Source organism: Micromonospora sp. NBC_00421, from assembly GCF_036017915.1.
Taxonomy (GTDB): Bacteria; Actinomycetota; Actinomycetes; order Mycobacteriales; family Micromonosporaceae; genus Micromonospora.
The window spans coordinates 1,710,974-1,732,197 of the sequence record NZ_CP107929.1; the positions used below are offsets into that span (position 1 = coordinate 1,710,974).

At 72.8% G+C, this 21,224-nt stretch carries 16 protein-coding genes; 10 read left to right on the plus strand and 6 right to left on the minus strand.

Annotated elements, in window-relative coordinates; all coding sequences use genetic code 11:
- Positions 1–254: 254 nt before the first annotated feature.
- The 3 genes from glgX to treZ are packed head-to-tail and all read left to right on the plus strand — an operon-like array spanning position 255 to position 6,452.
- The gene (gene glgX / locus OHQ87_RS07380) at positions 255–2,375 is read left to right on the plus strand and encodes a glycogen debranching protein GlgX (protein WP_328346195.1); all 2,121 of its coding nucleotides are present in this window, start codon (positions 255–257) and stop codon (positions 2,373–2,375) included.
- Between the two features lies 1 nt (position 2,376).
- The gene (gene treY / locus OHQ87_RS07385) at positions 2,377–4,719 is read left to right on the plus strand and encodes a malto-oligosyltrehalose synthase (protein ID WP_328346197.1); all 2,343 of its coding nucleotides are present in this window, start codon (positions 2,377–2,379) and stop codon (positions 4,717–4,719) included.
- On the plus strand, positions 4,716–6,452 hold the full coding sequence (gene treZ / locus OHQ87_RS07390) for a malto-oligosyltrehalose trehalohydrolase (RefSeq protein WP_328346199.1): 1,737 nt from the start codon (positions 4,716–4,718) through the stop codon (positions 6,450–6,452). The genes treY and treZ overlap by 4 nt, the downstream gene beginning before the upstream one ends.
- Before the next feature lie 313 nt (positions 6,453–6,765).
- Here treZ and OHQ87_RS07395 read toward each other — a convergent pair whose 3' ends face one another.
- Both OHQ87_RS07395 and OHQ87_RS07400 read right to left on the minus strand, forming a co-directional pair.
- The gene (locus tag OHQ87_RS07395) at positions 6,766–7,248 is read right to left on the minus strand and encodes an NUDIX hydrolase (protein ID WP_328346201.1); all 483 of its coding nucleotides are present in this window, start codon (positions 7,246–7,248) and stop codon (positions 6,766–6,768) included.
- A 44-nt stretch (positions 7,249–7,292) separates the two neighbouring features.
- Complete coding sequence (locus OHQ87_RS07400) at positions 7,293–8,666, minus strand: hypothetical protein (protein ID WP_328346204.1); 1,374 nt, start codon at positions 8,664–8,666, stop codon at positions 7,293–7,295.
- 196 nt (positions 8,667–8,862) lie between these two features.
- Here OHQ87_RS07400 and OHQ87_RS07405 point away from each other — a divergent pair, with 196 nt between their 5' ends.
- Positions 8,863–9,048, plus strand: a complete 186-nt coding sequence (locus OHQ87_RS07405) for a hypothetical protein (protein WP_328346206.1) — start codon at positions 8,863–8,865, stop codon at positions 9,046–9,048.
- Positions 9,038–10,222 (plus strand): helix-turn-helix domain-containing protein, encoded by a 1,185-nt coding sequence (locus OHQ87_RS07410; RefSeq protein ID WP_328346208.1) that lies wholly within the window; start codon positions 9,038–9,040, stop codon positions 10,220–10,222. Before OHQ87_RS07405 ends, OHQ87_RS07410 begins: the two co-directional genes overlap by 11 nt.
- A 143-nt stretch (positions 10,223–10,365) precedes the next feature.
- On the opposite strand, the gene OHQ87_RS07415 is transcribed toward OHQ87_RS07410, so the two are convergent.
- Both OHQ87_RS07415 and OHQ87_RS07420 read right to left on the minus strand, forming a co-directional pair.
- Positions 10,366–12,003: a cellulose-binding domain-containing protein gene (locus tag OHQ87_RS07415; protein ID WP_328346210.1), complete on the minus strand. Its 1,638-nt coding sequence runs from the start codon at positions 12,001–12,003 to the stop codon at positions 10,366–10,368.
- A gap of 745 nt (positions 12,004–12,748) precedes the next feature.
- Positions 12,749–13,240 carry an FBP domain-containing protein gene (locus tag OHQ87_RS07420; protein ID WP_328346212.1) on the minus strand — a complete coding sequence of 164 codons (492 nt, stop codon included), beginning with the start codon at positions 13,238–13,240 and terminating at the stop codon, positions 12,749–12,751.
- Between the two features lie 65 nt (positions 13,241–13,305).
- Between OHQ87_RS07420 and OHQ87_RS07425 the strand changes: the two genes are divergently transcribed.
- Entirely contained in the window at positions 13,306–13,860 is a 555-nt protein-coding gene (locus tag OHQ87_RS07425; RefSeq protein WP_328346214.1) for a TetR/AcrR family transcriptional regulator, read from the plus strand.
- 57 nt (positions 13,861–13,917) lie between these two features.
- On the opposite strand, the gene OHQ87_RS07430 is transcribed toward OHQ87_RS07425, so the two are convergent.
- Entirely contained in the window at positions 13,918–15,396 is a 1,479-nt protein-coding gene (locus OHQ87_RS07430; protein ID WP_328346216.1) for a glutamate--cysteine ligase, read from the minus strand.
- A gap of 162 nt (positions 15,397–15,558) precedes the next feature.
- On the opposite strand from OHQ87_RS07430, the gene OHQ87_RS07435 reads away from it, so the two are divergent.
- Positions 15,559–15,894, plus strand: coding sequence for a DUF3817 domain-containing protein (locus OHQ87_RS07435; protein ID WP_328346218.1), 336 nt, complete (start codon positions 15,559–15,561; stop codon positions 15,892–15,894).
- A gap of 65 nt (positions 15,895–15,959) precedes the next feature.
- Here the strand turns inward: OHQ87_RS07435 and OHQ87_RS07440 are convergent, their stop codons facing one another.
- Positions 15,960–16,505 carry a hypothetical protein gene (locus tag OHQ87_RS07440; RefSeq protein WP_328348773.1) on the minus strand — a complete coding sequence of 182 codons (546 nt, stop codon included), beginning with the start codon at positions 16,503–16,505 and terminating at the stop codon, positions 15,960–15,962.
- Between the two features lie 156 nt (positions 16,506–16,661).
- Between OHQ87_RS07440 and OHQ87_RS07445 the strand changes: the two genes are divergently transcribed.
- The 3 genes from OHQ87_RS07445 to OHQ87_RS07455 all read left to right on the plus strand — a co-directional run bounded on the left by OHQ87_RS07445 (position 16,662) and on the right by OHQ87_RS07455 (position 21,135).
- Positions 16,662–17,780, plus strand: a complete 1,119-nt coding sequence (locus OHQ87_RS07445) for a baeRF2 domain-containing protein (protein WP_328346220.1) — start codon at positions 16,662–16,664, stop codon at positions 17,778–17,780.
- A complete protein-coding gene (locus tag OHQ87_RS07450) occupies positions 17,773–19,569 on the plus strand; it encodes a thiamine pyrophosphate-binding protein (protein ID WP_328346222.1) in 1,797 nt (598 codons plus the stop codon). The genes OHQ87_RS07445 and OHQ87_RS07450 overlap by 8 nt, the downstream gene beginning before the upstream one ends.
- A 171-nt stretch (positions 19,570–19,740) precedes the next feature.
- Entirely contained in the window at positions 19,741–21,135 is a 1,395-nt protein-coding gene (locus OHQ87_RS07455; protein ID WP_328346224.1) for a hypothetical protein, read from the plus strand.
- Positions 21,136–21,224 lie beyond the last annotated feature (89 nt).

Consider the following 21,224-nt stretch of genomic DNA (forward strand, 5'->3'; position numbering starts at 1 on the left):
GCCGAGGGCCGAGGACGGACCCACCGCGCGGGCGCGTCCGCGTCCAGCAAAGGCCATCAGGCGGCCCGGCGCATCTCGAAAGGGCCTATCGTGACGGACGACACCTGAAGGTGCGTGACCGCTCGGGCGGGTGGATGTCGGGCGCCGTCCGAACGGGTGGATTGACCGGCCCGACCGCGGGGCATCAGTGGCGTACGCACCGGCGGTCCCCGACTCGACCGGTGTGGTCATGATGATGGGGCCTAAGGAGCGACATGCAGGTCTGGCCGGGTGAGCGTTACCCCCTGGGCGCCACCTATGACGGGATGGGCACCAACTTCGCGATCTTCTCGGAGGTCGCCGAGAAGATCGAGTTGTGCCTCTTCGACGAGTGGGACACCGGTGCCGAGCGCCGGGTCGAGCTGCGTGAGGTCGACGCGTACGTCTGGCACGCGTACATCCCCGGGATCGAGCCGGGTCAGCGGTACGGCTACCGGGTCCACGGCCCGTACGACCCGGCCAACGGGGTCCGGTGCAACCCGCACAAGCTGCTGCTCGACCCGTACGCCAAGGCGGTCGACGGCGAGGTCAGCTGGGACCCGGCGGTCTACGACTACGAGTGGGGCGGCGACCCGGACCGGATGTCGGAGACCGACTCGGCCCCGTTCATGCCCAAGTCGGTGGTGGTGAACCCGTACTTCGACTGGGGCAACGACCGACCGCCGCGCACCCCGTACCACCACTCGGTGATCTACGAGGCGCACGTGCGCGGGCTGACCATGCGCCACCCCGACATCCCGGAGGAGCTGCGCGGCACCTATGCGGCGATCGCCTCCCCGGTGATGATCGACTACTTCAAGCAGCTCGGGGTGACCGCGATCGAGCTGATGCCGGTGCACGAGTTCGTGCACGACCACCGGCTGGCCGACCTCGGCCTGCGCAACTACTGGGGCTACAACAGCATCGGCTTCTTCGCCCCGCACCACGGCTACTCCGCGCTGGGTCGGCTCGGCCAGCAGGTGCAGGAGTTCCGGGGCATGGTCAAGGCGCTGCACGCCGCCGGCATCGAGGTCATCCTCGACGTGGTCTACAACCACACCGCCGAGGGCAACCACCTGGGCCCGACGCTGAGCTTCAAGGGCGTCGACGCCCCCAGCTACTACCGGCTGTCCGAAGAGGACAGGCGCTACTTCGTCGACTACACCGGCACCGGCAACAGCCTCAACGTACGCAGCCCGCACTCGCTCCAGCTGATCATGGATTCGCTGCGCTACTGGGTGACCGAGATGCACGTCGACGGCTTCCGGTTCGACCTCGCCGCCACCCTGGCCCGCGAGTTCTACGAGGTGGACCGGCTCTCCACCTTCTTCGAGGTGGTGCAGCAGGACCCGGTGGTCAGCCAGGTGAAGTTGATCGCCGAACCGTGGGACGTCGGCCCCGGCGGCTACCAGGTCGGCAACTTCCCGCCACTGTGGACGGAGTGGAACGGCAAGTACCGCGACACGGTCCGCGACTTCTGGCGTGGCGAGCCGGCCACCCTGGCCGAGTTCGCCTCCCGCATCTCCGGCTCGGCCGACCTCTACCAGGACGACGGCCGCCGCCCGTTCCACAGCATCAACTTCGTCACCTGCCACGACGGGTTCACCCTCAACGACCTGGTGTCGTACAACGACAAGCACAACGAGGCCAACGGCGAGGAGAACCGCGACGGCGAGGGCCACAACCGGTCCTGGAACTGCGGCGTCGAGGGGGAGACCGACGACGCCGGCGTCACCGCCCTGCGGGCCCGGCAGCGGCGCAACTTCCTGGCCACCCTGATGCTGTCCCAGGGTGTGCCGATGCTCGGCCACGGCGACGAGATGGGCCGCACCCAGCACGGCAACAACAACGCCTACTGCCAGGACAGCGAGCTGGCCTGGGTGGACTGGGAGCAGGCCGACGACGAGCTGCTGGCCTTCGTCCGGCGGCTCACCGACTTCCGCAACCGGCACCAGGTGTTCCGTCGCCGCCGGTTCTTCACCGGCCTGCCGGTGGGCGGCCGCAATGCCGAGGCGGGGCTGCCCGACCTGGCCTGGTACACCCCCGACGGCAGGGAGATGACAGGCGAGGACTGGGGCAACGACTTCGGCCGGTCGGTGGCCCTGTTCGTCAACGGCGACGGCATCCCCGAACGCGGCCAGTACGGTCAGCGGCACCGGGACACGTCGTTCCTGCTCTGCTTCAACGCCCACGACGCGCCGCTGGACTTCACCCTGCCGGGTGAGGAGTTCGGCAAGCGGTGGGAACTGGTGATCAGCACGGCGGAGCCGGACCCTGAGAAGCCGACGGTGGTCGAGGCGGGCGGCGCGATCTGCGTGCCGGACCGCTCCCTGGTGGTCCTGGAGAGGACGGTCTGACATGCCCGCACAGCCCCGACCCGACGCGCCGGTGCCGGTCGGGTCGACCTACCGCATCCAGGTCCGGCCCGGGTTCGACCTGGACACCACCGCCGAGCTGGCCGACTGGCTCGCCGACCTGGGCGTCACCCACCTCTACACCGCGCCCCTGCTCACCGCGACCCCCGGCTCCGCGCACGGCTACGACGTGGTCGACCACCGCGCGGTCAACCCGGAGCTGGGCGGGGAGGTCGGCCGGCAGCGGCTGGTCCGGGCGCTGCGGGCGGTCGGGCTGGGCCTGGTCGTCGACATCGTGCCCAACCACGCCGGGGTCGCCCAGCCGGCCGCCAACCCGGCCTGGTGGGACGTGCTGCGCCGGGGGCGGAACTCGGCGTACGCCGACTGGTTCGACGTCGACTGGGACCGGGGCCGGCTGCTGCTGCCGGTGCTCGCCGACAGCCCCGACGCGCTCGACGACCTCAAGCTGGTCGACGGGGAGCTGCGCTACCACGAGCACCGGTTCCCGGTCGCCGACGGCACCGCCGCCGGCAGCCCCCGCGCGGTGCACGACCGGCAGCACTACGAGCTGGTCTCCTGGCGGCGCGGCGACGCCGAGCTGACGTACCGCCGGTTCTTCGCCGTGTCCGACCTGGCCGGGCTGCGGGTGGAGGATCCGGCGGTCTTCGACGCCACCCACGCCGAGCTGCTGCGCTGGGTGGCCGACGGCGAGGTCGACGGCATCCGGGTCGACCACCCCGACGGCCTGCGTGACCCCGCCGGCTACCTGGACCGGTTGCGCGCCGCCGCCCCGCACGCCTGGCTGGTGGTGGAGAAGATCCTGGAGTACGGCGAGGAGCTGCCGGACTGGCCGGTCGACGGCACCACCGGCTACGACGCGCTGGCCGCGGTCTGCGGCCTGTTCGTCGACGGGCGGGCCGAGGGTGACTTCACCGCCCTCGACGCCCGGCTCACCGGCCGGCACACCTCCTGGCAGGACCTCACCCACACCACCAAGCTGGAGGCCGCCACCCGGCTGCTCGCCGCCGAGCTGAGCCGACTCGCCGCGCTCGCCCCCGACCTCGACCGGGAGGCCACCCGGGCGGCCCTGGCCGAGCTGGCCGCCTGCTTCCCGGTCTACCGGGGCTACCCGCCGCACGGGGCCCGGCACCTGGCCGCCGCCCGCGCCGAGGCCGGCCGCCGCCGGCCCGACCTCACCGCCACCCTGGACGCGGTGACCGCGCTGCTGCGCCGCCCCGAGCACGAGCTGGCCGCCCGCTTCCCGCAGCTGACCGGCGCGGTGATGGCCAAGGGGGTGGAGGACACCGCCTACTACCGGTGGAGCCGGTTCGTCGCCCTGAACGAGGTAGGTGGCTCGCCGGCCCACTTCGGGGTGGCCCCGGCGGAGTTCCACCGGTTCGCCGCCGCCCGGCAGGTCCGCTGGCCGACCAGCATGACCACGCTCTCCACCCACGACACCAAACGCGGCGAGGACGTCCGGGCCCGGCTCGCCGTGCTCGCCGAGCTGCCGGCCCGTTGGGCGGAGCAGGTGGGCGACTGGACGACCCGGGCGCCGCTTGCCGATCCGGCCTTCGCCCACCTGCTGTGGCAGACCGCCGTGGGTGCCTGGCCGATCGACCGGGAGCGGCTGCACGCGTACGTCGAGAAGGCCGCCCGGGAGGCGTCGGTCTCGACGAGCTGGGCCGACCCCGACGCGGCCTTCGAACACGACCTGCACGCCCTGGTCGACCGGATGTACGACGACCCGCAGCTGCACGCCGAGATCACCGCGTTCGCCGCCGAGCTCACCCCGCCCGGCTGGTCCAACTCGCTCGGGCAGAAACTGGTCCAGCTCGCCATGCCCGGGGTGCCCGACACCTACCAGGGCACCGAGCTGTGGGAGGACTCCCTGGTCGACCCGGACAACCGCCGCCCGGTCGACTTCGCCGTACGCCGGGAGCTGCTGGCCCGGCTCGACGCCGGCTGGCAGCCGACGGTGGCCGCCGACGGCGCGGCCAAGCTGCTCGTGGTCTCCCGCACGCTGCGGCTGCGCCGGGCCCACCCGGAGCTGTTCGCCGGCTACCGGCCGGTGGCCGCGCACGGGCCGGCCGCCGGGCACGCGGTCGCCTTCGACAGGGGTGGCGCGATCGCGGTGGCGACCCGGCTGCCGGTGGCGCTGGCCCGCGACGGCGGTTGGCGCGGCACCATCCTGTCGATGCCCGGCAACAGTTTTACCGACGTGTTCACCGGACGGGTCTACAGTGGGTCCGAGCTGCCCCTTCATGCTCTGTTGAGCAGCTATCCCGTCGCGCTGCTCGCGCCCACCGCCCTGCTGGCTCCCACCGACCCCGTGGAGGCTGCCGCATGACCGAGTTCACCGTCTGGGCGCCGGACGTCGCCCGGGTCCGGCTGCACCTGCCCGGTGTCGCCGACCACGACATGCGGGCCGGGCCGGACGGCTGGTGGCGGGTCGAGGTGCCCGACGCCGGCCCCGGCACCGACTACGCGTTCCTGCTCGACGACGACGACGACACCCCGCTGCCCGACCCGCGTTCGGCCTGGCAGCCGGCCGGGGTGCACGGGCCGAGCCGACGCTACGACCACGCCGCCTTCGACTGGACCGACCAGGGCTGGACCGGCCGGCAACTGCCCGGCAGCATCCTCTACGAGCTGCACGTCGGCACGTTCACCCCGGAGGGCACCTTCGACGCGGCGATCGGGCGGCTCGACCACCTGGTCGACCTCGGCGTCGACCTGATCGAGCTGCTCCCGGTGAACGCCTTCAACGGCGAGCACAACTGGGGGTACGACGGGGTCTGCTGGTATGCCCCGCACCAGCCCTACGGCGGGCCGGACGGGCTGAAACGCCTGGTCGACGCCGCCCACGCCAAGGGTCTGGGGGTGATCCTCGACGTCGTCTACAACCATTTCGGGCCCTCCGGGGCCTACGCGCCGAGGTTCGCGCCGTACCTGAGCGAGCAGAGCAACCCCTGGGGCCGCACGGTCAACCTGGACGGCCCGCACTCCGACGGGGTACGCCGCTACATCATCGACTCGGCGCTGACGTGGCTGCGCGACTACCACGTCGACGCCCTGCGGCTGGACGCCGTGCACGCGATGCCCGACTCCCGGGCCGTGCACGTGCTGGAGCAGATGGCGGTCGAGGTGCAGGCGCTCGCCACCCACCTGGGTAGGCCGTTGTCGCTGATCGCCGAGTCCGACCTCAACGACCCCCGGCTGGTCACCGCCCGCGAGGCTGGTGGCTACGGCCTGCACGCCCAGTGGAACGACGACGCCCACCACGCCCTGCACACCCTGCTCACCGGGGAGCGGCAGGGCTACTACGGCGACTTCGGCTCGCTGGAGTGCCTGACCGACGTGCTGACCGGGGCGTTCTTCCACGCCGGCACCTGGTCCAGCTTCCGCAACCGCAGCCACGGCCGTCCGGTGGACCGGCACGCCGTCCCCGGGCACCGCTTCGTGGCCTATCTGCAGAACCACGACCAGATCGGCAACCGGGCCACCGGCGACCGGATCTCCGCCGGGCTGTCGCCCGCACTGCTGCGGGTCGGGGCGATGCTGCTGATGACCGCGCCGTTCACCCCGATGCTCTTCATGGGGGAGGAGTGGGCGGCCAGCACGCCGTGGCAGTTCTTCACCAGCCACCCCGAGCCGGAGCTGGCGGCGGCGGTGGCCACCGGCCGGCGGCGCGAGTTCGCCGCGCACGGCTGGCCGCCCGGCGACGTGCCCGACCCGCAGGACCGGCAGACCTTCCTGCGCTCCCGACTCGACTGGGCCGAGCTGGACAAACCCGAACACCGCGAGATGTACCACTTCTACCGGCGGCTGATCGCGCTGCGCAAGAGCCGGCCCGACCTGGCCGACCCGCGCCTGCACCGGGTGGAGGTACGCCACGGCGACGAGTTCCTGGTGGTCCGCCGGGGCGGGTGCCTGGTGGTGGCGAACCTCGCCGGCCGCCGTCAGCGGATCACCCTGCCCGGGGTGGCCCGTCGGGTGCTGCTCACCACCGGTGAGGGCGTCACCGTGATGCGCGACCGGGTGGAGCTGCCGGCGGAGACAGCGGCGATCGTGGCCCTCTGAGCGCCGCGCACCCGTCGTGGCGCGGTCTCGCGCTGGTGCGCGCGGTGCGCGGCATGGTGCGTTCTGTCCTCGGCATGGTGCGCGCGGTTCTCAGGCTGACCTCGCGGCGGATCGTTACGTTGGGTATCGATCGTGGCGGGACCAACATGCCGGCAGAAGGTGTATGCCGAGCTGTCATATTTATGCCTGTGTGTCATAAGCCCGAGCGGACGTATGACCCTCTCGTCAACTAGGGGCCGGACCGGTGTCGCCAGCTCGCTCAGCTGGTGCACCTGCTGACCACGGCGCAGTCGAAACGATCCTGGGCAGACGCCTATGAAGCGGCTCCGCCGTCGGCGAGGTAGATCGGGGTACGAAGAGCACGGGCGCGAATCGCGGCACTCACCCGTGGGGCAACGTTGTCGGGAAGGCGTTGTCCGGCTTCACCGGGTGTAAAGAAACCAACACCTTCGATTTCCTGCTCCGGAAGGGTGAGACCATCGTGCTGGGTGATGGTCCCGCAGTCAAAGGTGAAGTGGACGAGGGCACGCGGCCGTTGCCCGGCCGGCGGTGCCCAGTCCACGACAAGTAGCTCTCCCACTGCCACGGTGACGCCGAGTTCTTCGCGGGCTTCGCGGGCGCATGCGTGGTGCGGATACTCGTCCTGTTCCACATACCCGCCCGGGAAGGCCCAGTGATCGCGGTAGGTGGGCTTGACGAGGAGCACATTGCCGACCGGGTCCGTGATGAAGGCGGCCGTGGCGGCATGGAAGGTGGACAGGTTCGCGTACCAGGTGCTGGGCTCCGTCCATGTCACGCGTGTGACGTTAGCCGTAGGTGTCGATGCTGGCTTGCCCTGTGTCAGAGGCGGCCTGAATGCGAGCGCGGCGGCGGCGTGGGCGCGAGCGTGCTGAGGAGGTCGTGGACGTCGGCCCTCGTTCGGTGGGGGGTTAGCGCGGTGGCGAGTTCCTGGATGCGCTGCGTCACCCGCGCGGAGGAAACTTGCGGTGCATGCCGGGCAGCCTCTCGGCCCCAAGTGCAGGCTGCGTCGAGGTCTCCTGCCCGGGCATGGGTGAGCGCGATCAGGGCGCTGTGTAGTACACGTGTCCGGGCATTCTGGGTGGTGAGGGTGATCGCGTCGGATGCGTGCCGCAACGCCTGCCGGTGCAGGCGTAGGTCGCTGAGACACTTCAGGGTGGTACCCGCGAGATGGGCCGGGCTGAAGTAACTGACCCAGCGTGGGCTGTCCTCCTTGCGCATCCGATCGACAGCCCGTTCTGCCTTGGCAAGCGCTGCTCGACAGGCCCGCCTTTCCCCGGATCGGCCATAGGCGCTGGCGGCCGTGGTGTAGAGGCGGGCGCGGACCGCAGCGGGGGCGCGGCCCGCCCCATCGACGGCTGCCTCGGCGAGTCGGGCCGCGTCCCGGGTATGCCCGAGGTAAACGGCCTGAGTGGCGAGGTTCGCCAAGAGATGGGCACCGTAGAGGCGGTCATCTGCGGCCTTGGCGAGTCGTAGGGCGATGGTGAGGTGATGCTGGGCGATGCCGTGTTCACCCGCGTCGTAGGACATGAAAGCGAGTTGGCCGCAGAGCGTTGCGGTGGCGCGCATGAGATCACGCCCGACGGCGTCTGCGTAGGCGCCATGCAGCATGGGAACTACCTGCCGGGCGAGGAGATCGGCCATGAGTGCGCGGGTGTGCGGGGAGCCGCCGCCGTGGCGTCGGTCAAGGTCGGCGAAGTGTTCGGCGAGGAGATACAGCGGTTGAATGTCAGCACCCGTGAGCGATGTTCGCCCATCGCGGGCCACCTGTGTGTCGGGAAGGTCGTATCGCCAGGCGAACGCGGCCTGTAGCGCCGCTCCGCTGTGGAATACCCCTCCGATCGGTGAGTTGACCCGGTGGGCGAGCAGCGTCCAGAGCCGTCCGGCAGCATCGATGGCACCGCTGGCAGTCGGGGGATAGGCGGCATCCGCGAAATCGGTGCCGACGAATCCGAGTTCCGTCATCTCAACGGGGCGGCCGAGTTTCCGGGCGATCGTCTCCGCCATGACGGTCTGCACATGCTCAGCTGGCCGACGTCCACGAAGCCACCAGTAGACGCTGGCCGCGTCGTAGCGCCAGCTGCCCTGAGCCCGGCCCGCATGGTTGACCTGGCGGGCGAATGCCGCATGCGCATTGCCGTAGCCAGCGGCGAACAGCAGTGCATCAAGAGCCTTGTTCGTTACCGACCGCGCCATTCATCTACCCCTGGGAGTTGAGCGGCTACCACCAGTGACGAGCGTAGAGGGAGAACCGGCGTGGTAGGGGTCCACGCAAGCCCGCGCAACCCGGGGCAGGGGCAGCGCAATCGCGCACACGGCTCGTCATCTGGTCGGTCGACCAGCAGTCGACTTCGCTGAAGCCCATCAGGGAAGCCGGCGAAGGACGCCGGAGTTGTCGACGGAGGCGGATATGCGGGAGCAGGGGAACGAGCGGGTCGCGAGTCGGGGAGAGCAGGCCGAGGCCGCCGAGCACGAGGCCGCCAAGCGTCGCATTCTCGCGCAGGCCGAGGCGGAGCGGATACCCGTCGAGGACACGACGCGCGCGGTGCCGGATCGGCGGTGGCGGCGTGGGCGCTGACGAGCTGCCGGTCGGGCGGCGGGTGGCGCGCTGGCGGGTGCGGCGGCGGATGACCCAACAGATGCTCGCGGACCGGCTCGGCAAGTCGAAGAGCTGGGTGGACAAGGTCGAACGCGGGGTCCGCGCGTTGGACCGGTACTCGGTGATCCAGGAGATCGCCGAGGTGCTGCGGGTCGATCCGGCGCTTCTGCTCGGCACCGGGCTGCCGTCGCCGGGCCGGGCCGGTGGGTTGGACGGGGTGGACGGGCTGCGCGCCGCCCTCGCCCGCTACGACCTCACGGCGGCCGTGGTGCCGTCGGCGACCCTGGAGCGGCACGTCGCACACGCCTGGCTGACCTACCAGCACGCGCACTACGCGCAGGTGGTGCGGGCGCTGCCGGGGTTGCTCGACGCCGCGCGGAGCCGGCACGCGACAGCGCCCCAGGGGGCAGCGGAGCTGTTGGTGCAGACGTACCGGGTCGCCTCGGCGGTGCTGGTGAAGCTCGGCGAGGCCGACCTCGGGTGGTTGGCCGCCGACCGGGCGATGGCCGTGGCCGGTGACGACCCGGCACTGGCGGGGACGGCGGCCGTGGCGGTGGGGCAGGCGCTGCGTGCGCTGGGCCGTGGTCGGTTGGCGCTCGCGGTGACCGTGGTCGCCGCGCGTCGCGTCGCCCCCAGGCCGGTACGCGACGCCCCGGCGGCGCGGCAGGCGCTCTGCGGGACGCTGCTGCTCCAGTCCGCCCTTGCCGCCGCCGAGCACGGCGACACCCGCCGGGTCGACGAGTTGATCGACCTGACTGCCGGGATCGCCAACCGGGTCGGGGGCGGTGACGATCCCCACCGGATCTGCTTCGGGCCGGTCGCCGTCGAGCTGGCCCGGGTGGTGGCGGCTGTCGAGATGGGTGACGGTGGGGAGGCTGTCTACCGGCACGAGCAGGTGACCCGTCGGGAGGGGTGGCGGCTGCTGCCGGCCGAGTACCGGGCCGCCTACCTGGTCGACGCCGCGCGGGCGTACCTCCAGGTCGGTGATCTGTTCGGGGCCGGTCGGGTGCTGGTCGACGCGGACGGCATCGCGCCGGCCGAGGTGCGGTGCCGTCCGGTGGCCCGTACGGTGATCGCCGAGCTGGCCCGGGGTCGGCCGACGGCGGCCGGTGTCGCGCGACTGGCCACGCTGGTCGGCCTCACCACCCGGTGACCGGGCCGCACTCCGGGTGCCCGGTCCCGGCCCGCGCCTCCCGTAGTCGGCGGGCCACCGCCCGAGCCCGTCGCGTCGACCGGGGCGGCCCGTGGTGGTGGCCCGGCCGGTCCGACCGGCCGGGCCACCCCGAAGACCGGCGGTTACAGGGTGACCTGCCGGCCGCCGAGGGTCACCACGAGCCGGCCGTCGGCGGCGAAGGACCAACCGATCGCCCCGGTGTACGACGCGCAGCGGGAGCCGTTGCTGCCGTTCCAGAACTGGTTGGAGCTGTCGCTGTTGCCGACGATCTTGTCGTTCGAGCCGCTGCCGCTGCGGCACGAGGTGTTGCTCCGGAACACCGAGCTGCCGCCGTCGAACGAGAAGTTGCGCTCGGTGTTGTCGATGCTCAGGTTGTTCGAGATCGACATCGAGCCGAGGTTGCGGTTGTAGGTGAACCCGTGCTTGCCGTTGCGGTAGGCGATGGTCCGCCGCACGACGTGGTTGACGCCGATGTCCTCACCGCCGAGCTTGAAGCCGTTGCGGTCACCGTTGCCGTTCTGGGTGCCGTTGCTGAGCGTGCCGTTGTTGTAGGCCAGGGAGTCCTCGATGGTCACCACGCCGATCGGCCCGGTGTCGGTCTTGGTGTAGAGGTCCCACCCGTCGTCGATGTTGTTGTGGGACACCGCGTACCGGAAGACGTTGCCGCTGCCGACGGTGAGCTTGGCGGCGAAGCCGTCGGCGTCCTCCCCGTCGGAGTCGGCGTTGTCGTGCGACTCGGCGCTCAGCACCAGGTTGTTGGCCGGCCACTGGTCGCGCGGGGTGCTGGAGGCGATCCGGGAGAGTTGCAGCCCGCTGTCGCGGTTGAAGCGGGTCACCGTACGTTCGATGATGTTGTTGCTGCCACCCACGAAGATCCCGTTGTCACCGGCCCGCTCGACGACGATGCCCTGGACGTGCCAGTACGACCCGTTGAGGGCGAGCCCCCGGTTGGCCGGGTCCTCGCTCATCGCCGAGAAGTTCAGCACCGGCTTCTCACCCGGGTAGGCGAACAGCTTCTTGCGGGCGCTGGCGGTGCCGTTGTTGCCGGGTGCGATGGTCACCGTCTGCGCCAGGTTGTAGGTCCCGGCGCGGACGTAGATCGTCCCGCCGGCGGTGACCCGGGTGATGGCCGAGGCGAGGGTGGTCGGGTTCGCCTGGGTGCCGGCCGCACCGGCGCTGCCGTTCGGTGCCACGTACAGCGTGCTGCCCGACGGCGGGGGCGTCGTGGGCGGTGGGGTGGTCGGCGGCGGGGTGGTCGGCGGCGGTGTGGTGGGCGGGGGTGTGGTGGGCGGTGCGGTCGTCGGGGGCGCGGTGGTGGGGGTGCCGGTGGTGGGGGTGACGCCGCCGGTGCAGGCCACCCCGTTGACCGCGAAGTTCGTCGGGACCGGGTTGCTGCCGGTCCAGGTGCCGTTGAAGCCGAACGAGACCGTGCCGTTGGTGGCGACCGCCCCGTTGTAGCCGGCGTCCCCGGCGCTGACCGAGCTGCCGTTCTGGGTGAACGTGGCGTTCCACCCCTGGTCGACGCGTTGCCCGGCACCGAACGTCCAGGTGGTCGTCCAGGCGCTGAGCGGGTCGCCCAGGTTGGTGAGGTTGACGCTCGCGGTGAAACCACCGGACCACTGGGTGGACACCGTGTAGTCGATCCGGCAACCGGCGGCGGCCTGGGCGGCGTTCGCGGTGATCACGACACCGGCCGCGGTGAGCGTCGTCGCGGCGACCGCGGAGACCCACCACGCCGTACGGCGCTGTCGAAAGCTCATGGTTCTCTCCTGTGGGGTGGGGTACGGAGCCCGCGGGGAACCGGCGACACCGGTGCCCGTCGGTGTCGAGGCAGGCGGGTGCTGCCCGGACGCCGTCGTGGAGCGGGGCCTGCTCGCGCCGGACCGGCCCGGATCATCGGGCGCGAGGTGCCTGCTCGGTACGACCAGCGTCGTCCCGGAGATGATGACCAGCGCAGCGACAAAGTAAGCGCTTTCCGTCAACGTACTGAGCATTCTCGATGTCGTCAATCACGGCGTCGTGCTGGACCTGGTGACCCACCGCCGCCCGCTGCCCCCGCCGCTGTCGGCTGGCCCGGCTATCCTGCGCCGACGCCGGGACGCCCCGGCGACGGCTCGGAGTGGGAGGTCAGGTGACGGCAGGGGACACTGCCCCGGCGGCGTACCAGGTGGCCGTTCGCGCGGTGGCACAGGAATCGGGCGCGGGCCGGATCGCCGCACTGCGTCGGCTCGGTGCGCTGGCGGCGGGGCATCCCGGGCTCCGGCCCCGGGCCATCGGGTCGGTCGCCGACCACCTACGGACCCCGTACGACGCCGACGGGTGGGATGCCGACGCCCGGCGGGAGGCGGGCCGGGTGCTCGCCGCGCTGCTGCGCGCCGGGGCGACGGCGAACCCCCCCGGACGGGCCGGTGGGCGGGGCCGCCGATCGGCAGCCGCCGTCACCCGCCGTCGCCCTCGACCTGCGGGAAGCGACCCTGGTGGACCTCCGCGAGGTCCTCGGCGAGGTCAGCCGGTCACCCTGGCGATGAACGCGGCGACGTTCGCCACAGTCCGCTGGGCCTTCTCCTCGGCGGTGAGCGACTCCGGCAGCCGGGCACCGGGGCCGGCGTCCTTGCGCCCCCGCACGTACAGGGAGCAGGCGAGGTCGGTGCAGATGTAGGTGCCCACGGAGTTGCCCTGCTGACCGGCGCGACCCGCCTTTGCCGCGACCATCAGGGAGACGCCGCCGGCCGGGCTGGTCAAGCAGATCGCGCACATGCCGCGCGGTGGCTGCCGGGTGGTGGGGGTGGGGCAGCGCAGGGCCAGCGCCGTCCGGCGGCCGTCCAACTCGGCGACGAGGTAGGCGCGGTCCGGTGCCCGGGGATCGCGCCAGCCGAGGTAGTCCAGGTCGGCCCAGGGTTGCTGGGCCAGGTCGCGGGGCACGTACAGCCGCTTGGTCTCGCCCTTCGTGCAGTTGACGAACGCGGAACGGATCTCCTGCTCGGTCAGTGGTTCCATAGCGGCAACGGTAATTTGCCTAAAACCTTTAGGCAAACTCATAATGAGTTATGGCACGTACGGGCTTGACCACCGAACGCCTCACCCGGGCCGGTGCGGACCTGGCCGACGAGGTCGGCTTCGACCGGGTGACCGTCTCGGCGCTCGCCCGGCGCTTCGACGTGCAGGTCGCGAGCCTCTACTCGCACCTGAAGAACTCCCAGGACCTGCGCACCCGGATCGCCCTGCTCGCCCTGGACGAACTCGCCGTGCGGGCCGCCGACGCGCTGGCCGGGCGGGCCGGACGGGACGCGCTGGCCGCCCTCGGCGGCGTCTACCGCGACTACGCCCGGGAGCACCCCGGCCGGTGGGCCGCCGCGCAGCTCCGGCTCGACCCGGCCACCGCCGCCGCCAGCGCCGGTGGCCGGCACGCCGAGCTGACCCGGGCCATCCTGCGCGGTTACGCGCTGACCGAACCCGACCAGACGCACGCCGTCCGGCTGCTCGGCAGCGTCTTCCACGGCTACGTCAGCCTGGAACTGGGCGGCGGGTTCAGCCACAGCGCCCCCGACACCGAGCAGACCTGGACGCGGGTCCTCGACGCCCTCGACGCCCTACTGCGCAACTGGCCCGCGCCCTGACCGCCACCTCGCATCGTGGCCTGCCGCCGTCAGCGCGCGCTCGTGTGTTGCCTGCGGTCAGGGAACCGGCCACTCGTGGACCGGGCTGTTGCTGTGCATCAGCTCGACGTAGTGGCGGACCACCTCGCGCAACGCCTCCGGCCGGTCGAGATGGTCGGCGGACTCCAGCCGGTGCAACGTCGCCACCTGCCAGCTCGCGCCGTTGCGCCCGGTCAGGCAGCGCTGCTCGATGATGCCGAGCAGTCGGTCCCGTTCCGCCGGGTCCACCCCCCACCCGTCCAGCCCCTGGTGGGCCAGGGGCAGCAACCGGCGCAGCACCAGCTCGGTCGCCGGCAGGTAACCCAGGCCCGGCCAGTAGACCTGGGCGTCGATGCCGTGCCGGGCACCGCTCGTGAAGTTCTCCTCCGCCGCGCTGAACGACATCTGTGACCACAGCGGCCGGTCGGCCTCGGCCAGCGCCCGGACCAACCCGAAGTAGAACGCGCCGTTGGCGATGGTGTCCACCACGGTCGGCCCGGCCGGCAACACCCGGTTCTCCACCCGCAGGTGCGGCCGGCCCTTCCACACGTCGTACACCGGCCGGTTCCAGCGGTAGATGGTGCCGTTGTGCAACCGCAGCTCGGCCAGCCTCGGCACCCCACCGGCGGCAAGCGTCTCGGCCGGGTCCTCCGGGTCGCAGACCGGCAACAGCGCCGGGAAGTAGCGCACGTTCTCCTCGAACAGGTCGAAGACGCTGTTGATCCAGCGTTCCCCGAACCAGACCCGGGGGCGAACCCCCTGGGCCTTGATCTCCTCGGAGCGGGTGTCGGTGGCCTGCTGGAACAGCGGCACCCGGGTCTCGCGCCACAGCTCCCGGCCGAAGAACAGCGGCGAGTTCGCGCCCAGCGCCAGCTGGATCCCGGCGACCGCCTGGGCGGCGTTCCAGTAGGCGGCGAAGTCGGCCGGGCTGACCTGGAGGTGGAACTGGGTGCTGGTGCAGGCCGCCTCCGGGGTGATGGTGTCGGCGGTGGTGGCCAGCCGCTCCACCCCGCTGATCGCGATCCGCAGGTCCTCCCCCCGGGCGGCGAAGATCTGCTCGTTGAGCAGCGCGTAACGCGGATTCGCCGACAGCGCCCCGGCGGTCAGGTGCTCCGGCCCCAGTGTGGGCAGGATGCCGATCATCACCATGTGGGCGTCGACCGTGCGGGCCTTCTCCTCGGCGGCGTTCAGGCTGGCCCGGACGTGAGACTCGAACTCGGCCGTGCCGGTGCCGACCAGCCGGCGCGGCGCCACGTTGATCTCCACGTTGAACTGGCCCAGCTCGGTCTGGAAGTCGGGGTCGGCGATCGCGGCGAGCACGTCGGCGTTGCGCATCGTCGGGCGGGAGTCGTCGTCGACCAGGTTCAGCTCGATCTCCAGGCCGGTCATCGGCCGCTCCACGTCGAACCGGGACTCCCGCAGCATCTCGGCGAAGACGTCCAGGCACCGGCGTACCTTTTCCCGGTAACGGGCCCGGTCCTCCCGGCTGAAGGTGCGCGCTCCGACTTCCTCGCCCATGGCCACCGCCCTGTCACCGTTGGTCCCGTCAACCTCGCACGTCCCGGGGGAACCCGGAAGACCCGAAGGACCCTCTACGTACCCACCGACGACCCGGGTGATCCCCGTCGCCTCGCGGCCGTCGCGGACCGGCCGGCGACGGCGGCTGGATAGCATGGCCCGATGCGCGAGAAGACGACCCGGTTGTTCGTGGCGGCGGCGATCGCCGAGGCGTGCTCCTGGCTGGCCCTGCTGGTCGGCATGGCGGTCAAGTACGGCCCGCCGGGCAACGAGGTCGGCGTGCAGATCTTCGGCCCGATCCACGGCGCGCTCTTCGTGACGTACGGGATTCTGGTGCTCGCCGTCGCCCGGCTGCACCGGTGGTCCCTCGGGGTCACCCTCGTCGCCCTGGTCTGCGCGGTGCCGCCCTTCGCCACCCTGTTCTTCGAGCGCTGGGCCACCCGCCGGGGTCTGCTGCGCGCCACCGAGCCGCAGCGGCCACTGGCCCCGGTCGGCTGACCGTAGGCGACCGACCTCCGCCGGCGTGCCCGGACCCCGGACCCCGGCCCGCCGGTTCGCCGTCGTCAGGTGAGGACCACGGCGGCCGCGACCAGCAGCACCAGCACCGCCCCCAGCACCGCCTGGATCAGCAGCGGCGGGCCGAGATGGCTCCACACCGTGGCGGTACGCGGGGTGAGCAACTGCCCGGTGGTCAGGTTGACGATCCGTTCGATGCGCGGCGGCAGGTCGACGTCCTGCGGGCGCAGGGTGAGCTGCACCCAGTCCGACGGGTGCACCGCGCTCTGCGGCAGGTGCCCGTGCAGCTCCACCTCGTAGAGCTGGCCGTGGTCGTCGCGTACCCGCAGCGGGGTGACCAGGAACTCCGGCCCCTTCTTCAGGTCCTTCCAGGTGCGCCGCGCGCCACCGCCGCCGATGTTGGACAGCACCGTGCGTACCAGCATCACCAGCAGGCCCGCCACGCTCGCCGCGGTCAGCACCGCCACCAGCACCGGCTGGCCGATCCTGACCTCACGGGAGTAGCCGTCCATGAACCGGACCACCCGCCCGGTGAGTATCCGCTGCGTCGGGCGTACCACCCGATTACGGAGATCGCTGTCCATGTTCACCACCGAGAGTCCGGTTCCGTTCACCGATGGTATCCGGCGTTCGACCCGGACGACGTGAATGAACCGGGGGTCACGTCCCCCGGGACACCGGGATTCCGGCCGAGGTGACATCCCGGGCGGGCCGGGTAAGCGGGCGGCCGAGCCGGAAAGGGGTCGAGCATGCAGCTGTCCTTCCTGCGCCCGCTCTACGACCGTCCCGGGCCGTGGTGCTCGGTCTACCTGGACGCCTCCCGGGACACCCAGGACGCGCGTCCGGCGTTGGACCTGCGCTGGCGGGCCCTGGCCGAGCAACTCGCCGCCGACGGCGCGGACGAGCCGACCATCGCGGCACTGGACCGGGTGGTCCGGGGCCACGACCCGATGCCGGGCGACTACGGGCTTGCCGCGTTCGCCAGCCGGGGCACGGTGGTGCTCTCCGAGTACCTGTCCGCGCCGCCGTTGCGTGACCTGGCCGCGTACACCCCGCTGCCGCACGTCATGCCGCTGCTCGCGCAGCGCGGCGAACAGGTGGCCTGGGTCCGGGTGCTCGCCGACCGGACCGGCGCGGACGCGGTCGCGGTAAGCGCCGGCGGGGTGCCCCGACGGACCCACGTCACCGGCCGGCAGACCTATCCGCTGCGTCGGGTGCAGCCCGGCGGCTGGTCCCAGTCCCGCTACCAGCGGGCCGCGATGGAGGCCTGGCACCACAACGCCGGGGACGCCGCCGCGGCCACCGCCGAGCTGGCCGACCGGGTCGGCGCGGACGTGGTGGTGGTGGCCGGGGACGTCCGGGCCACCGGGATGATCGCCGCACAACTGCCGGCACGCTGGCAGGACGTGGTGGTCCGCACCGACGCCGGCTCCCGGGCCGGCGGCGCCGACCCGGCCGCGATGGACGACGTCACCGTGCAGACCATCGCCGAGGTTGCCGACCAGCACGTCACCGCCGCGCTGGACCGGTTCGGCACCCAGCAGGACGTCGGCGCGGGGCTGGACGCCGTGGTGGCCGCCCTGCAACGTAACCAGGTCGACACCATGCTGCTCGTCGACGACCCGTCGGCCGTCGGCGAGCTGTGGATCGGCCCCCGGCCCACGGACATCGCCACCGCGCCCGGCCTGCTCGCCGCGGTGCCCGACCCGCAACGGGTCCGCGCCGACGCGGCCCTGGTCCGGGCGCTGGTCGGCACGGACGCCGAGCTGACCGTCCTCGGGCCGGACGAGGCCCCCGAACTGGCCGACGGGGTCGGCGCGGTGCTGCGGTACGTCGACCCGGCGACCCCGGGACGCGACCATGGCTGACCGTACGGTCGCGCACCTGGTGGTGGACCGGTTACGGGCCTGGCGGGTGCCCCGCGTCTTCGGCTGCCCGGGTGACGCCATCGCCCCGGTGGTCGAGGCGGTGGCCGCCGCCGGCGGGGACCCGGAGTTCGTCCCCGCCCGGCACGAGGAGACCGCCGCCTTCATGGCGACCGGACACGCCAAGTTCACCGGCGGCGGCATCGGGGTCTGCCTTGCCACCCAGGGGCCGAGCGCGGTGCACCTGCTCAACGGCCTGTACGACGCGAAGCTGGACAGCCGGCCCGTGGTGGCGATCGTGGGGGAGGACGTCTCCGGCCCCCTGGGCGAGGTGCACGAGGAGATCGGGTTGAGCCGGCTCTTCGGCGACGTGTGCCACCAGTTCGTCCGCTACGGCCGCAGTCCGGCCCAGGTGCCGTCCCTGCTCGACCAGGCGTTCCGGACCGCCGCGGCGACCCGCAGCCCGACCTGCGTGGTGCTGCCCCGGGCGTTGCAGGTCGCGGCCGTACCGGAGCTGGCACCGCACGCGGCGGGGGTGCTCAACGCGACGCCCGGCGAACCGCTGGCCCGGGTGCTGCCGCACCAGGCGGACCTGGACGCCGCCGCGGCGTTGCTCACCGTCGGGCGACGGGTGGCGATCCTGGTCGGGCAGGGTGCCCGTGGTGCGGCGGAGCAGATCGCGGTGCTGGCCGACCGGCTGGGCGCGGGGGTGGCCACCTCGCTGCTGGGCAAGCCGGTGCTCGACGAGCGGTTGCCGTTCCACACCGGGGTGCTCGGCGAGGTGGGCACCCCGGCCGCCGCGCAGCTGATGGGGGGCGCGGACACCCTGCTGCTGGTGGGCACCAACGACCCGTGGACCGACTACCTCCCGCCGCCCGGCCAGGCCCGGACCATCCAGATCGACATCGACGGGCGGCGGATCGGCACCCGGTACCCGGTGGACGTGCCGCTGGTCGGCGACGCCACCGAGACGTTGCGGGCACTGGTGGGTCAGGTCGCCGACCGACCCAACCGGCAGTGGCGGGCCACCGTCGAGGGCTCGGTCGACCGCTGGCGTACGGAGGCTGCCGCCCGCGCCGCCGAGCCGGCCGAGCCGGTCAACCCGCAACTGGTGCTGCACGAGCTCTCCGCCCGGCTGCCCCGTACCGGGGCGGTCGCTGTGGACGTCGGTACGGTGCTCTTCTGGTACGCCCGCCACCTGGCGCTGCCACCCGGGGTCGACGCCCAGCTCTGCGGCACCCTCGGCTCGCCGGGGTGCGCCCTGCCGTACGCGCTCGCCGCGAAGCTGGACCGCCCGGACGCACCGGTGGTCGCCCTGCTCGGCGACGGTGCGATGCAGCTCAACGGGCTCGCCGAGCTGATCACCGTGGCGCACCGCTGGCAGGACTGGGCCGATCCCCGGCTGGTGGTGCTGGTGCTCAACGACCGCGACGACCGCGACCCGGGCACCGGCCGGTGGGTGCCCGGCGTGGCAGCGGCACCACCGCGCCCGGCTGCGGTGACCGGCCGCCGGCCCGACGTGCCGTACGCCGGTTGGGCCCGGCTGCTCGGCCTGCACGGCGTCCGGGTGGACCGGCCGGAGCTGGTCGGCGCGGCCTGGGACGAGGCGCTCGCCGCCGACCGGCCGTGTGTGCTGGAGGCGGTGGTGGACCCGACGGTGCCACGGCGGGTGCCGGAGCCGGCCCTGGCCGACCTGCGGAGCCTGTTCGCCGACGGGGACGCCACCCGACGGATCCGGGACCGGATCATGTCGGCCGAACGGTCGGTCGTCGAGGCCGACGATCTCGTTTAGCCCCCGCCACCAGGGCATCTGACCCCCCGAGGCTCCCGGCGGGGCGTACCGGCTGGCGGTCGACGATTGCGCCCGTCGGTGCGGGATGCCCCGTTTAGACCCCGGAGGGACGGGAAGCCGGGCCGCGTGGTGAGTGAACGGGGCAGGGTGGAGCCGGTGCCGGAGGTGCCGGTGGGAACGACGACGGGCACCGGGCTGGCCGGCGACCGGGTGGTCGCGCCGGGCAGCACCGCGCGGGTGCTGGTGGCCGCCGCCGCCCGGGCGTTGCGCGGGCTGGACTGCGCCGACCTGGGGCCTGCCACGCCGTCGTCCCGGTTCATCGCCGCGCCGGAAGCGGTCCGGAGGGCCGCCGCCACCCGGGCCGCCGGCCGACTGGCGCTCACCGCCGCCCAGGCCGGTGCGGTGGACGGCGAACGGGTGGCCCGGTGGATCGTCGACCAGTACCCCCGGCAGCGGTACCCGGCGGTGGTGCTGGGCTCGCCGCACGCCGCCGCCGTGCACCTGGCGGTGGCGCTCGGGGCGCCCTGGTTGCCCGCCGGGTTCGAGCTGACCGCGCACTGGACCCACGGCGCGGTGGACCGGCCCGCAGCCGCCCTGGACCAGGGTGCCGCGTTCGCCGCCCGGATCCTCGCCGGCAACCCCGACCTGCACGTACGCCAGGTGCACTGCCCGGCCAGCCGGGGCGCGCTGGCCGGCGTGACCGTCAGCCTGCTGGCCCGGTGGCGGGCGCTGCCGGTGGCGTACGCCCGGTTCCTGGCCGACCGGCTGACCTGCGGGTCGGTGGTGCTGCTGGTCGGCGACGTGCGCAGCTGGCCGGTGTCGGACCCCGGGCAGGGGCACAGCTTCCAGCTCGGCTCCCCGACCAGCGGGCTGGAACCGGTGGACTTCCACCCGGACTCGCCCGCCCTGCGTCAGGTGCTCCGGGCGGCCGGCGGGGTCGGGACCGGATGGGAGCCGCCGGCGGTGACCGCCGCCCGCGAACCCGCCGAGCACGGGGTGGAGCCGGATTTCATTCGGGCGCTGGGTCACTGGGCCCGCACCCGGGGGCACGAGCTGCGTCAGGTGCAGGTGCCGCACCCGGGGGCGCTCAGCGCGGCCACCGCCGACCTCTACCGCCGGTGGCTGCGGCGGGCCGGCAAGACCGGTGACCGGTTGGTGGTCGAGTGCGGCCGGTTGCTCGACCCGTGGCAGGTGGTGCGGGCGGGACTGGTGCCGTACTGGTGCGAGAACGCGACCCGGCGCAGCGTGGAGGACGCGGAGTGGTGGCTCGCCGGCAGCGAGCCGTTCAGCTCGGTGGACGTGCTGCCCGAGTCGCCGGGGATGCGGTCACCGGCGTTGGCCGGGCTGCCGCAGTGGCTGGCGGTGGCCGCCTTCGGCCGTCGTCGCCGGGCGCTGGACCGCACCGCAGCCCGGGGCTACCCGGTCGGTTCGGTGGCCACCCGGCGGGCCACCGAGGTGCTGCGCGGGCAGCCGTACGATCTGCCGACCCCGCCGCCGCTGAGCGTGGGGGAAGCGCTGGCCGGGCTGCGCGAGGCGGGCGTGCCGCTGGGGCTGGCCGTGTCCTGACCGGCCCGGTCCGGCCGTTGGGCGGCACCGTCACAGGGGCGGGAAACCGACGCCGGTAACCCGGAAAGGGGACACCCGGGGTGTCCGCG